General features: G+C 67.2%; 9 protein-coding genes and 3 pseudogenes. 9 read left to right on the plus strand and 3 right to left on the minus strand.

Annotated features, from left to right (window positions below; genetic code table 11):
• Nucleotides 1-17 precede the first annotated feature (17 nt).
• The 6 genes and pseudogenes from ACSJDS_RS11965 (at nucleotide 18) to msrA (ending at nucleotide 7,599) form a co-directional block, all read left to right on the plus strand.
• A complete protein-coding gene (locus tag ACSJDS_RS11965) occupies nucleotides 18-950 on the plus strand; it encodes a hypothetical protein (protein WP_473033474.1) in 933 nt (310 codons plus the stop codon).
• A gap of 104 nt (nucleotides 951-1,054) precedes the next feature.
• Nucleotides 1,055-2,350 carry an autotransporter assembly complex protein TamA gene (locus ACSJDS_RS11970; RefSeq protein WP_473033475.1) on the plus strand — a complete coding sequence of 432 codons (1,296 nt, stop codon included), beginning with the start codon at nucleotides 1,055-1,057 and terminating at the stop codon, nucleotides 2,348-2,350.
• Between the two features lie 75 nt (nucleotides 2,351-2,425).
• Nucleotides 2,426-2,929 (plus strand): annotated as a pseudogene (locus tag ACSJDS_RS11975) (autotransporter assembly complex protein TamA); the annotation flags it as partial.
• Entirely contained in the window at nucleotides 2,893-5,622 is a 2,730-nt protein-coding gene (locus tag ACSJDS_RS11980; protein WP_473033476.1) for a translocation/assembly module TamB domain-containing protein, read from the plus strand. The pseudogene ACSJDS_RS11975 and the gene ACSJDS_RS11980, both read left to right, overlap by 37 nt.
• On the plus strand, nucleotides 5,543-6,805 hold the full coding sequence (locus ACSJDS_RS11985; protein WP_473033478.1) for a translocation/assembly module TamB domain-containing protein: 1,263 nt from the start codon (nucleotides 5,543-5,545) through the stop codon (nucleotides 6,803-6,805). Before ACSJDS_RS11980 ends, ACSJDS_RS11985 begins: the two co-directional genes overlap by 80 nt.
• A gap of 174 nt (nucleotides 6,806-6,979) precedes the next feature.
• Nucleotides 6,980-7,599: pseudogene (gene msrA, locus ACSJDS_RS11990) on the plus strand (peptide-methionine (S)-S-oxide reductase MsrA).
• On the opposite strand, the gene ACSJDS_RS11995 reads toward msrA, so the two are convergent.
• The 3 genes from ACSJDS_RS11995 to can all read right to left on the minus strand — a co-directional run bounded on the left by ACSJDS_RS11995 (nucleotide 7,574) and on the right by can (nucleotide 9,614).
• On the minus strand, nucleotides 7,574-7,864 hold the full coding sequence (locus ACSJDS_RS11995) for a M24 family metallopeptidase (protein WP_473033479.1): 291 nt from the start codon (nucleotides 7,862-7,864) through the stop codon (nucleotides 7,574-7,576). The pseudogene msrA and the gene ACSJDS_RS11995 overlap by 26 nt on opposite strands.
• Nucleotides 7,786-8,880, minus strand: coding sequence for a M24 family metallopeptidase (locus tag ACSJDS_RS12000; RefSeq protein WP_473033481.1), 1,095 nt, complete (start codon nucleotides 8,878-8,880; stop codon nucleotides 7,786-7,788). Before ACSJDS_RS12000 ends, ACSJDS_RS11995 begins: the two co-directional genes overlap by 79 nt.
• Nucleotides 8,881-8,966: 86 nt before the next feature.
• Nucleotides 8,967-9,614: a carbonate dehydratase gene (gene can, locus ACSJDS_RS12005; protein WP_473033483.1), complete on the minus strand. Its 648-nt coding sequence runs from the start codon at nucleotides 9,612-9,614 to the stop codon at nucleotides 8,967-8,969.
• Nucleotides 9,615-9,741: 127 nt separating this feature from the next.
• Here can and gorA point away from each other — a divergent pair, with 127 nt between their 5' ends.
• The 3 genes and pseudogenes from gorA (at nucleotide 9,742) to ectB (ending at nucleotide 13,465) form a co-directional block, all read left to right on the plus strand.
• Entirely contained in the window at nucleotides 9,742-11,100 is a 1,359-nt protein-coding gene (gene gorA / locus ACSJDS_RS12010) for a glutathione-disulfide reductase (protein WP_473033485.1), read from the plus strand.
• A 258-nt stretch (nucleotides 11,101-11,358) separates the two neighbouring features.
• Nucleotides 11,359-11,936, plus strand: a pseudogene (gene ectA / locus ACSJDS_RS12015) (diaminobutyrate acetyltransferase).
• A 263-nt stretch (nucleotides 11,937-12,199) separates the two neighbouring features.
• A complete protein-coding gene (gene ectB / locus ACSJDS_RS12020) occupies nucleotides 12,200-13,465 on the plus strand; it encodes a diaminobutyrate--2-oxoglutarate transaminase (RefSeq protein ID WP_473033487.1) in 1,266 nt (421 codons plus the stop codon).
• The last annotated feature ends 23 nt before the right edge of the window (nucleotides 13,466-13,488 follow it).

Here is a 13,488-nt window from a genome sequence, read left to right on the forward strand (position 1 = left end):
GAGACAAGGAGTTAGCCATGTCCGAAGCGCGTCCGCCTGAGCGGCGCCCGATCGTGCCGGACCCGGATGCCAGCGTGTCGCGCCTGCACAGGACGCGACCGCCGGCCCCGCGGCTCTGGCCGCTGTATGTCCTGCTGCTCTTGCTGTCGGGCGCGGTGGGGGCGCTGGGCTGGTTTGGCTGGCAGGAGAGCCAGCGCCTGGAGAGTCAGTGGGAGCGGCTGGCCGGCGAGATATCCAACGTACATGCGCGCTTCGATGTAGAAGAGGGCCGAGGGGAGCGCTTGGACGGCATAGCGTCCAGGCTCGACGCGGTGGAGGCGCGCGGAGACAGTCTCGCCACGCGTACCGCCGACCTGGAGGTCGAGCTGCAGCAGTCGGCCGTGGGGGATCATGCCCGGCTCGAGGCGCTGACCGAGCGTGTAGACGACCTTGCCGACCAGGCCGAGACGCGTGACGCCATGCTGGCGGCGCTGCAGGTGTCGCTGGATGCCTTGGAGCGCGCCGGGGAGGAGGGGCGAGAGGCATTGGCCATGCGCCTGGAGACCTTGGACGAGGCGGGCGAGCGGCGTGCTCAGCGGCTGGAGAGCGAGCTCAGCGCCGAACGTGAGGCGTGGCAATCCCGCCTCGAGCGGCTGACCGAGGCCCAGCGTGAGATGGCCGATGACCTGGCGCAGTCGCGGCGGTCTCAGGAGGCACTGCAGGAGGACATGCGTCGCGTCCAGGAGCGCGCCGACCAGCACCAGGGCGAGCGGGAGGAGCGGCTCGAGGCGCTGTCGGCCCAGCAGCGTGAGTTGGCCGAGGAGCTTGAAGCCCTGGCGGCGAGCCGTGAAGATGAGCAGGAGGGCGTCGTCGGTCTGCAGGGGCGGCTCACGGCCTTGGAGGCCGAGCTGCGCGAACTGCGACAGGCGCAGCTGGCCCTCAGCGCGGGGCTGGAGGCCCTGCGGCAGTAGCTTCGTCTCTCGCCTCGCTCCGGCAGGCCGGGGCAACGAAGCAGAGTCACCCGGCCGGAGGGACGTGCCGCCGGGAAACAGGAGTCAGTCAGGAAGCCGTTGATATGGGAAGACGCGTGATATCACGCCTGGTGGCAGCGGCCTTGTGTCTTGGCATGACTCACGCTGTGTTCGCCCTCGATGCCCGTATTCGCGGGCTGGAAGGCGATGTGGCCGACAATGTACGCCATTACCTCGATGGCCTGGATGCCGCGCAGTATGGCCGGGCTCGCCTCGAGAGTGAAATCCTGCGGCGCACCCGCGAGGCGATGCGCGTCTACGGCTACTACGAGCCCGTGATCGAAAAGGAATTGGACGGTCGCGACCCGCCACGCCGGGTGACCCTCACCATCGAGCCGGGGCCACAGGTGCGCATCGAGGTGCTGGACATCCGTCTCGATGGCGACGCCGCCGACGATCGGCCCTTTCGACGGGCCGTGGACGATTTTCCGCTGGCCCTGGGCGACCCGCTTCGCCATGCCCCTTGGGATCGCCTGCGCAATCGCCTCGCCGCTTTGTCGCTTGAGCGCGGCTACTTCGACTGGCGCTTCATCGACCGGCGTATGGAGGTGCGACCCTTCGATGAGAGCGCCCGGCTTTATCTGGCCCTGGACAGCGGGCCACGCTATCGCTTCGGCCAAGTGTCCATTCGCGGCAGCCATATTGTCGAAGACCGGCTGCGGCGGATGACGCCCTTTACGCCCGGCGACCCTTACCTGGCTGGCGATGTTGCCCTCTACAACCAGCGCTTGGGGCAGGCCGGCTGGTTTGGCTCGGTCAGCGTGCGCCCGAGGCTCGATGCGCGTCGGGAACTGGCCCTGCCGCCGCCGCGCCTGAGCTGGTGGAATGAGGTAGGTGTGTCAGGCGAGTCGGCGCCTGGTCCCGACACGGCCCCGTCGATATCCACTCCACGATTGACCCCGGATGCCCTGGCAACGGCGGCGGCGCTGCGCCCACCGCAACGCCCGGAGATGCCGATCGACGTGGTCGTCACCCCGGCCGACCGCCATCAGTTCGAGGTGGGGGTTGGCTACGCCACCGACGTTGGGCCCCGGCTGCGCTTTGGTTGGGATCAGCCCTGGATCAACCGCTACGGCCACAGCCTCGACCATGATCTCTTTATCTCCCAGCCGGAGCAGCAGCTCACGGGCACCTACCTGATGCCGCTGGACAATCCACTGCGCGATCAGTACCGCCTCCAGTACGGCCTGCGGCATCGTGATAGTGACGATACGCGCACCCTCGAAAGCAGCGTGGAACTGGCCCGGCGCTGGGAGTTCGACAACCGCTGGGTCCAGACGCTGTTCGTTCGCGCTACCTTCGAGGACTTCACCCAAGGGGGGAGTCCGATAGCGTCCTGATCTGATTACCCCGGCGTCAGCTGGTCGCGCACACGGACTCGCGACCCGCGTTTCCCCACCTGGGGCGATCGCCAGCGAATCGCCTTCGAGTATTCCGACTCGCTGTGGGGGTCCGACGCCGACTTCCTGCGCATGACCGGTGACACCGAGTGGATCCGCATGCTGGGCGACAACCATCGCTTCCTGACTCGACTTGGGCTGGGGGCGATCGAGACCGATGATTTTTCCAAGGTGCCGCCCTCGCTACGCTTCTTCACCGGTGGGGATCGCAGCGTACGCGGCTACGCCTACGAGAGCCTGGCCCCGCGAAACGAGGAGGGGCGGCTGCGAGGCGGTCAACAGCTGCTCACTGCCAGCGCGGAGATTCAGCGGCGGGTGACCGGCGACTGGTGGGGCGCGGCCTTCGTCGATACCGGTGACGCCTTCGATGACTGGGCCCCCGACTCGCTCAACACCGGGGCTGGTCTCGGCGTTCGCTGGATCTCACCGGTCGGGCCGGTACGTTTCGACGTGGCTCATCCCTTCGACGACGAGGAGAATGCGTGGCGCCTTCATTTCGCCATTGGACCGGAGTTCTGAGAGCTCGCTTTCCCTGCGTGCGCTTTCCCCGCAGCTGGGCCCTGTTACGGGCCCTGCTGTGGCTGCTGGTGGCCGTGCCGCTCTGGTGTTTGGGGCTAGTGTTGCTGGTCCTCGGTCTCGCGCTGTCGCCCTGGGGCAGCGGGCTGCTGCTGGAGGAGGGGGCCAAGCGCGGCTTCTATGAGCTGGCCGATGCCGAGGGGGCGCCGCTGGACCGACTGGTGCTCCACGATTTTGCCGTCGAAGCCGGTCCCGCCTCGCTGCGCCTGCAGCGTCTGGAGCTGGCCTGGGCGGATGACTGCCTGTTGAGGGGGCAGCTGTGCATCGAGCGGCTGGCCGTGGAGGGCGCGCGACTGCGTCTCGGCGCCGGTGAGCCCGAGGAAACGGTCGAGGCGCCGGCCGCGGAGGAGCCGCTGGAGGCGATTCGCCTGCCCTTTCCCGTGGCGGTTCGTGCCCTGTCGCTGGTGGACGTCGACCTGCGGCTGGCCGACGGCACCCGCATCGTCTTCGACGATTTCAGCAGCGGGGCCGAGGCCCGCGAGTCGACCGTCACCCTGCTCCCCACGCGGCTTCGCGGCCTGGGCATCCAGCTGCCGCTCTCCGCCGGGGCGCGGCTCGCCCTCAGCGAGGCCGAGCATGAGGGAGCCAGGCTTGAGGCCGAGGCGATCGATGCCGCCATTGCCGTGCAGTCGCCGCTGCCGGCGGTGGCCGCCGCAGAGCTGGAGGGCCTCGCCGCGGTGCCGCTGGAGGAGCGCGACCGCTTCGTCCTCCCCGAGATCGAGCTGCCGCTGCACCTGCGGGTGCCGGAATTGATCGTCGAGGACGCGACCGTGGCTGGCCCCTTGGACTACGCCATTCAACGCCTGTCGGTGAGCCTCGAGGCCCAGGGGCATGTGGTCGAGATCTCGCCTCTCGAACTGGCCACGCTCGATACCGATGCCAGCCTGTCGGCTCGGGTAGCGCTGCGCGACGACTACCCCCTGGAGGCTCACCTCCATGCGGCCCTGTGGCTACCCGAACGCTTCCCGGAGCTGGCCGGCGAGCGCCTGGATCTGCGGCTGAACGGTAGCCTGGGGGCATTGGAGGTGGCCTTGCAGGCCCGGGGCCCCGTCGATGCCCAGCTGACGGCCGAGCTGGATGCGCTGGACCCGACCCTGCCGTTTACGGCCTCGTTGACCAGCGAGCTGCTGCAGTGGCCGCTGCCGCGGCGCGGCGACGATAGCATCGCGCCGGAAGAGCAGACGGCACCGGCCGTCCCCTACCTGGCCGAGGATCTGGCCCTGCGCCTGGAAGGCAGCCTGCTGGCCTATCGGGCCGCGCTGTCGCTGCGCGTGGAGGGGCCGGAGGTACCCTTGACCCGGGTGGCGCTGTCTGGGAGCGGCGACTTCGAGCACTTCACCTGGACACCGTTGTCCCTCTCGCTGGGCCGCGCCTCGGTGGTCAGCCGTGGTCGGGCCAGCTGGGCCGAGGGGCTCGATGTCGAAGCCGTGCTGCGGCTGGACAACCTCGATCCCGGGGACTTCACCGATGCAGTGCAGGGGCGGCTCAGCGGCGATGTCGACCTGGCCTTTTCCCAGTCGCCCGAGGGGTGGGACCTGAGGGTTCCAAGGCTTGCCATCGGCGGTGAACTGCAGTCGTTGCCACTTTCGCTACAGGCGCGACTGGCGGGGGATAGCGAGATGCGCTGGGACATCGACGAGCTCGATGTTCGCCAGGGGGATAACCGCCTGACCGCCCGAGGCCGGGTCTCAGAGACCCGGCTGGCCCTCGATGGCGAGCTCGACCTGCCGGCCCTGGACACGCTTCACGATGCGCTTGGCGGCACCCTGGCGGGGCGCTTCAGCGCCGCCGGCAGCCTGGAGGCGCCGCAGCTCGATCTGTCACTGAGCGGCGAGGGCCTGGCGTTTGCCGAGGATCGGCTCAGCAGCCTCGAGCTCTCGGGCCGCGTCAGCGGCATCGACGACCCCGACCTCGACCTGAACCTGGCCATCGCAGGGCTCGACGCCGCTGGCCAGCGCTTCAGCGACGTGACCCTGGCCCTCGATGGTCGCCTCTCGGCACACCGCCTGACCCTCGAGGCGGTGGCCGGGCGTGGCATGCCGCTGACGCGGGCGGCCTTGGCACTGGAGGCGGGGCTCTCCGCGGATCGCCAGCGTTATGCCGGGCAGCTGTCGCCGCTGGAGGTGGACAGCGAGGCCGGTGATATCCGCCTCGAGGCGCCCCTGGCATTCGATGCCGATATCGGCGCCGGCAGCGCCCAGGTGCAGCCCTTCTGTCTACGTCGCGAGCAGGGAGGCAGGGTGTGTCTCGATGAGCCCCTCCAGGCAAGCGCCGAGCAGGGCCGGGCGGTGCTCTCCGTCAGCGATTTGTCCATGGAGATCCTCGAGCAGTGGCTGCCACCGGAGTGGCGCGCCGAGGGGGAGACGCGTCTCTCCCTGACCGCCGAGTGGCGCCAGAGCGGGGCCCAGTGGGGGGCCCAGGCGGATCTGGTGACCACGCTGTCGTTGCAGGGACTCGACGCCTACGGACAGCCATGGACGCTGCCGAACAGCCGCCTGACGCTACAGCTGGACGCCAGCCAGGCGCGCGTCGATCTCGACCTGGGACTGCAGCTGGATGACGCCGGGCGGATCGGCCTGGCGCTGGCCCTCGACGACCCCCGGGCGTGGCGGCCTGGATGGCCGACTGGTCCTTGAGGATATTCGCCTATCGCGCTATCGGACGATGGTCACCGGCATGGATGTGCTGGAAGGGCGCTTGGTCGGCGACGTACGCATCACCGGCAGCCGCGATGCGCCGCAGCTCGACGGCAGCATCGCGCTGGAGGGGCTGCGCGCCAGCGGTCTCGATCTTCCCCTTAGCGTTGAGGATGGCCGGGTTCGGCTCCGCCTGGCGGGCGAACGCGGCGATATTGACGGCACGCTGGTCACCGAGGATGGCCGCCTGGAGATCGTCGGCGATGCGGCCTGGCCGGCGCCGGACGCCTGGCGGCTGGCCATCGATCTGGACGGCACCCGACAGCCGCTGCTGGTGACCACGCCGGAGTTCGGTCGGCTACGGGTAGCCCCGGATATTCGCGTACGTATCGACCCCAGCCTGCTGCAGGTACGCGGTGCGGTGCAGGTGCCCTGGGCGCGGCTGGAGGTGGGCGAGGTCCCAGCCGCGGCGGTCAGCCCGAGCCCCGACGAGATCATCATCACCCGCCGCGACGAGGAGCGGGCACGGCGCGCCGCCGAGCGGGCAGATCTCGATGACGATGCTGGAATGGACGAAACGGCCGCGGCGGCCCTGCGCGAAGCGGGCATGGCCATGGACGTGCGCATCGATCTGCGTCTGGGGCCCGATATGCAGCTGGACGCCTACGGCCTTCAGGCCGGGCTCCGTGGCGTTCTGGAGGTGCGCCAGCAGGCCGGCCCGGTTCAGCTGTTTGGCGACGTCAATCTGCTGGACGGGCGCTTCCGGGCCTTTGGGCAGGATCTGCTGATCCGCCAGGGGCAGCTCTTCTTCAGCGGGCCGCCGGATCAGCCGCTGCTGGACTTCGAGGCCATCCGCAATCCCGATGTCACCGAGGACGGGGTGATCGCCGGGCTGCGTGTCTCGGGCTTCGCCGCCGAGCCGCGCCTGGAGATTTTCTCCGAGCCGGCCATGGACGAGGCGCGGGCGCTTTCCTACCTGCTACGCGGTCGGGCACCTCGTGACGGTGACGCCGACGGCGCTCTGACCTCGGCACTGATCGGCCTGACCCTGGGCAGACCGGTGGTGCGGTGGGAGCTATCGGCGAGGCCTTCGGCATCGAAGATCTGGCGCTGGAAACCGCCGGCGCAGGCGAGGACCAGCAGGTGGTGGTCAGCGGCTATATCACCGAGGATCTGCGGGTAAGCTATGGAGTGGGGATCTCTCGCCCATCGCCGAGCTCACCCTGCGCTATACGCTGTGGCGAAACCTCTACCTGCAGGCGGTTTCCGGGGCGGCCCAGGCGCTCGACCTGGTCTATTCCTTCAGCCTGCCGGGAAGACCCCCGCGGACCGACGCCACTTCCACAGGAGATAGACCATGAGGCTCGATCCTTCCCGTGCCCTGCCGGGCCGCGACACGCCGCTCAGCGTCTCGGGGGTGCATGCCGTCAACGGCCGTTCGATGCTGCCGCCATTCCCGGCGGGACACGCCGTCATCGTGCTAGGACTCGGCTGTTTCTGGGGTGCCGAGCGGCTGTTCTGGCAGCTGCCTGGGGTCTACGTGACCGCCGTCGGCTATGCCGGCGGCACCACGCCCAACCCCACTTACGAAGAAACCTGTAGCGGCCGGACCGGCCATGCCGAAGTCGTGCAGGTGGTCTACGCCCAGCCGAGCTGGCACTCACCGACCTGTTGCGGGTCTTCTGGGAGGCCCATGACCCGACCCAGGGCATGCGGCAGGGCAACGACGTGGGCAGTCAGTACCGCTCGGCCATCTATACCCACGATGATGCCCAGCTGGCCGAGGCCGAGCGCAGCCGTGACGCTTACCAGCGCTCGCTATCCCAGGCAGGGAAGGGGGCCATCACGACCGAGATCGCCCCGCTCACGGCCTTCTACTACGCCGAGGAGTACCACCAGCAGTATCTGCACAAGAATCCCGGGGGCTACTGCGGCCTCAAGGGCACCGGCGTCAGCTGTCCGATCGGGTCAGGTTGACGGCCCCGGTGGCGGTGATTAGCAGGTTATCCTCGATGCGAATGCCGCCGTGGGGCGCCAGGTGGTCGACTCGGCCCCAGTCGATATCCCGTCCGGCAGGCCGGTCGCGCAGCGGCGCCAGCAGCATGGGGATGATATCGAGCCCCGGTTCCATAGTGATCACCATGCCCGCTTCCAGCTCACGGGTCAGGCGCAGGGCGGGGTCTGCGTCGGGTGGCGGCAGCGGGCTGCCGTCGGGGTTGCAGCGCCCGGCGACGTCGTGCACCTGCAGGCCCAGCAGATGGCCCAGACCATGGGGCAGAAGGCTCGCGTGATGCCGCCGGCTACCGCCGCCTCGGCCGAGCCGCGTATCAGGCCGTGCTCCAGGAGCAGCGCGCCCAGTTCGTCGTGCATTCGCTGATGCAGCGCCACATAGCTCACGCCGGGGCGCAGTGCGGCGATCAAACGCTGCTGCAGGGCCGTGACAGCCTCGACCAGCGGAAGGAACGCGGCATCGGCATCCCGGCCGGACCAGGTGCGGGTGATATCGGCGCAGTAGCCACGCACCCGATGCCCGGCATCGACCAGCAGGCTGTGCTGACGCTCGGGCGCCTCGCGATCATAGTGCTGGTAGTGAAGCACACCGCCATGGGCGTTGATGCCAACGATATTGCCGTAAGGGACCTCGCTTTCCCGCTGGCGTGAGGCCTTGAGGTAGGCAAGCTGAACGTCGAGCTCGCTGTCACCGGCCAGGAAGGCATCGCGGGCCGCCCGGTGGCCGCGCATGGCCAGTCGGTTGGCGTCGCGCAGGCAGGCGACCTCGTAGTCGCTCTTGCGCACCCGCAGCTCATCCAGCACCGCCGTCAGCGGCGCCGGATCGAGCTCGGCGCCCAGGGCGTGAGCCGTGGCCGAGTCCACGTCGCCCAGCACGGCGAAGCGCCCTGGGGGCAGCGACGGCGGCGATGCCGTGTCGCGGGGGACGATGGCAAACCGCTGGGCCCAGGCCTCGTCAGGCAGCTGCGGGGCGAGATGCCAGAAGTCCCGGGGGGCATGAAGATAGAGGGTGGGAGGCTGCCCGGCACGTACCAGCAGCCAGCTGCGGGACAGCCCGGCCAGCGGTACCCAGTGCAGAAAGTGCCCGTAGGTGGCGAAGCTGGCCTCCTGGTCGTCGGCGAAGTGGCGATGCGGGTGGCCGCTGTAGAGCAGCACGCCGTCGTAGCCCAAGCCCTCGAGCAGGCGTGCATATGCCTCTTCGAGACCATCGAGATGATGCCCCTGAGCATCGGCGAAGAAGTCGGTCATAAAAGGCTCCGGAAGGCGCCGTGGTGCCTTCCCAAAAGTCATGGAAGGAACGCGAGGAGTCACGCCCATGGCGCACGGGAAGGGGATCAGGCCCCCGGCGCCAGGCGCTCGATGCGGTAGAGTTCGGTGGTCTGTTCCAGGCCCTCGATGGTGCAGTCCAGATCCTTGATATGGCCGTCGTGCAGCCCGAAGACCCAACCGTGGATGGCCAGCGGCTGACCGCGCTGCCAGGCATGCTGGACGATCTTGGTGTGGCTGAGGGTGGTGACCTGCGCCTTGACGTTGAGCTCGCACATCCTGTCGACCCGTTCATCCAGGTCGAGGGTGTCCAGCTCGGCACGGTGCTGCGCATAGAGTTCGCGCACGGAATGCAGCCAGATATCGACCATGCCGCTGTCGCCACCGGCCACGGCGGCCCGAATCCCGCCGCAACCGTAGTGGCCGACGATCATGATATGGCGCACCTTGAGCACGTCTACCGCATACTGCACCACTGACAGGGCATTGAGGTCATTGTGGTGAAGCAGGTTAGCCACGTTGCGGTGAACGAACACCTCGCCGGGGGGCAAGTCGATGATCTGGTTGGCCGGCACCCGGCTATCGGAGCAGCCGATCCACAGGTAGCTGGGGCTCTGCTGCTGGGCCAGGCGGTCGAAGAACGCCGGATCCTGGCGGCGAATGCCCTCGGCCCATTGGCGGTTGCGTGTGACGAGCTGCTCGATCTCTGCTTCCATGACTCACTCATGTCGTGTCGTGCATTGGCGGTTGACCGCAGCGCGGCCGCCGCGGAGGCGGTCGGCTGCGACGCTGCGGTAATGGTACCATCGCTGCACCAAAGACCCACGGCTTCAGGAGAACGACGTGTCCGAGTTCGACTATGACCTCTTCGTGATCGGCGCCGGTTCCGGCGGTGTGCGCGCCGCCCGTACCGCGGCGGCCACGGGGGCCCGCGTAGCCATTGCCGAGGATCGCTACCTGGGTGGTACCTGCGTGAACGTAGGCTGCGTACCCAAGAAGCTTTACTCTTATGCCGCGCATTTCCACGATGCCTTCGAGGATGCCAATGGCTTCGGCTGGCAGCTTCCGGCGCCGCCGTCGTTCGATTGGGCCACGCTGCGCGACAACAAGAGCAGCGAGATTCAGCGTCTCAACCAGATCTATGCGCGACTGCTCGACGGTGCCGGGGTGCGCCTGATCAACGGTCGGGCCAGGGTCGTCGATGCTCATTGTGTGGAAATCGCTGGCGAGACGATCAAGGCCGAGAAGATCCTCGTTGCCGTAGGCGGCTGGCCATGGGTGCCGGCGTTTCCCGGCAGCGAGCACGCCCTGACCTCCAACGAAGTCTTTGATCTGGAGCGCTTTCCGACGCGATTCCTGGTGCTGGGCGGCGGCTATATCGCCGTGGAGTTTGCCAGCATCTTCAACGGTCTGGGTAGCGATAGCCACCTGGTCTATCGGGGCGATCTCTTCCTGCGCGGTTTCGACAACGAGGTGCGGGAATTCACCCGCGATGAGATGGCCAAGAAGGGCGTCAAGCTGCATTTCGGGACCAATATCGAACGCATCGATAAGACCGAGACAGCGCTGCGCGTGACCCTGACCAGTGGGGAGGTGCTCGAGGTGGATGCGGTACTCGCCGCCACCGGGCGCAAACCCAACCTGTCAGGGCTGGGGCTGGACGCCCTGGGCGTCGACCTCAATGCCGACGGGAGCGTGCAGGTCAATGAGCGGTTCGAGACGTCGGTGCCCTCGATCCTGGCCCTTGGCGATATCACCGGTGGGCCCGAGCTGACCCCGGTGGCCCTGGCCGAGGCCATGCAGATGGTTGAATACCACTTCGGCCAGTGCGAGCCGGCGCCATTGGACTACGCCAGGATCGCCACCGCGGTGTTCTGCCATCCCAATATCGGCACCGTAGGGCTCTCCGAGGAGCAGGCCCGGGAGCAGTACGGAACGATTCGCGTCTACCGCACCGATTTTCGCCCCATGAAGCATACGCTCTCCGGCAGCGAGGAGCGCTGCCTGATGAAGCTGATCGTCGACGATGCCAGCGACGTGGTGGTCGGCGCTCATATGGTGGGCGAGGAGGCCGGCGAAGTGATCCAAGGCATCGCCATCGCCGTGCGTGCCGGCCTCACCAAGGCCGATTTCGATGCCACCGTGGGCATTCACCCCACCGGTGCCGAAGAGTTCGTCACCCTGCGAACGCCGACGCGTTAAAGGCGTCCTGCGCCAGCGGATTGTGACGAGGCGTCTTCCAGCAGTACCGTTGTCACGGGCCACCTTCGGGGGCCCGTTCCCGTTGAGGATGAGGGGCAGAGTGCCGGCGAGACTGGGCTAAACTAATCATGTGGCAGGGGCGAGCCCGCTTCCATAATCTGACGTTATGGAAGCGGGCAGCAGCCATAATGGCAATTTTGATTTGGTCGCAAGCCCCTGATATCATGCTCACCGACATCGCTACAGCGAAGCCTAATCATGAACGTGACACCGCAGCCTTTTACCCCCTCTGCCGACCTGGCACGCCCAGCGTGGCCGATGCCGTGGTCGGCAGCGATGCCGCACCGCTGTTCATCCGCAAGCCCAACCCGGATGATGGCTGGGGAATCTATGAGCTGGTCAAGTCTTGTCCGCCGCTGGACGTGAATTCCGCCTACGCCTATCTGCTGCTCGCCACGCAGTTTCGTGATACCTGCGCCGTGGCGACCAACGAGGAGGGGGAAATCGTCGGCTTCGTTTCCGGCTACGTAAAGAGCAATGCCCCCGATACCTACTTCCTGTGGCAGGTTGCCGTGGGTGAGAAGGCGCGCGGCACCGGCCTGGCCCGGCGGCTGGTCGATGCCGTCATGGGCCGCCCGGAACTCGCCGAGGTCCATCATCTGGAGACCACCATCACGCCGGACAACCAGGCGTCCTGGGGGTTGTTCCGGCGGCTTGCCGATCGCTGGCATGCGCCGCTCAACAGCCGTGAGTACTTCTCCACGGATCAGCTCGGCGGCGAGCATGATCCCGAAAACCTGGTGCGCATCGGCCCCTTCGATACCGGCCGGTTGTAACAGGTCCCGCCCCATCAGGCGTGAGGCTCTGTCTGAAAAGTCGACGAGCGATGGTCAGACAAGGCAAAAATCGGTGAAAAGACGGAGTTTACGGCTTGTAAATGAGTACTTTGATCGGACTCGCGCACGAGCCGATTTTTAACGCCGTATGACCGAGCGCAGGCACTTTTCGGACAAAGCCTAGCCCGTCATTCGCGCGGGGCGGTCCACGACTGACCGTCCGCGCTCTTGGTTACCCATACTCTCAGCAAGGAGGTCGCTCAATGCAGACCCAGCTTCTCGAACGCATGGAATCCGAAGTCCGTACCTATTCTCGCTCCTTTCCGGTGGTGTTCACCCAGGCCCGCAATGCGCGCCTGACCGACGAGAATGGACGCCAGTACATCGACTTCCTGGCCGGGGCCGGCACCCTGAACTACGGCCACAACAATCCGAAGATCAAGCAGGCACTGCTCGACTACCTGGCCGAGGACAATATCATCCACGGCCTGGATTTCTGGACCGCCGCCAAGCGCAACTACCTCGAGACGCTGGAAGAGGTGATCCTCAAGCCCCGCGGCCTGGACTACAAGGTACAGTTTCCCGGGCCCACCGGCACCAATGCCGTCGAGGCCGCCATTCGCCTGGCGCGTAACGTCAAGGGTCGCCACAACATCGTTACCTTCACCAACGGGTTCCACGGCGTGACCATGGGAGCCCTGGCTACCACCGGCAACCGCAAGTTCCGCGAGGCCACCGGGGGAGTGCCTACCGTTGGCGGCGCCTTCATGCCCTATGACGGCTACCTGGGCGACGGCACCGATACGCTGGACTACTTTGAGAAGCTGCTCACCGACAAGTCGGGCGGCCTGGACGTGCCGGCCGGGGTGATCGTCGAGACCGTGCAGGGGGAGGGCGGTATCAACGCCTGCGGCACCGAGTGGCTGAAGCGTCTGGAAGGCATCTGCCATGCCCACGACATCCTGCTGATCGTCGACGACATCCAGGCGGGCTGCGGGCGTACCGGCAAGTTCTTCAGCTTCGAGCACGCCGGCGTGACGCCGGATATCGTCACCAACTCGAAGTCGCTCTCCGGGCTTGGACTGCCGTTCTCCCAGGTATTGATGCGTCCCGAACTGGATGTCTGGAGCCCCGGTCAATACAACGGCACCTTCCGCGGCTTCGCGCTGGCCTTTACGACGGCCGCAGCGGCGCTGCGCGAGTACTGGTCCGATGACGCTTTCGCCAAGGAAGTGGAGCGCAAGGGGCAGGCGGTTGCCGAGCGGTTCCAGCGCATTGCGGCCTGGATCAGCGAGCAGGGCATCGAGGCCAGCGAGCGCGGCCGCGGCCTGATGCGCGGCATCGACGTGGGCAGCGGCGAGGTCGCCGACAAGATCACGGCTCAGGCCTTCGAGAATGGCCTGGTGATCGAGACCAGCGGCCAGGACGGCGAAGTGGTCAAGTGTCTCTGTCCGCTGACCATCAGCGACGAGGACCTGGTCGAGGGCCTCGATATCCTCGAGGCCAGTGCCAAGCAGGCGCTGAGCTGAACACGGAATAGTGGATGCCGAGC

Source organism: Halomonas sp. SL18_1 (genome assembly GCF_055755715.1).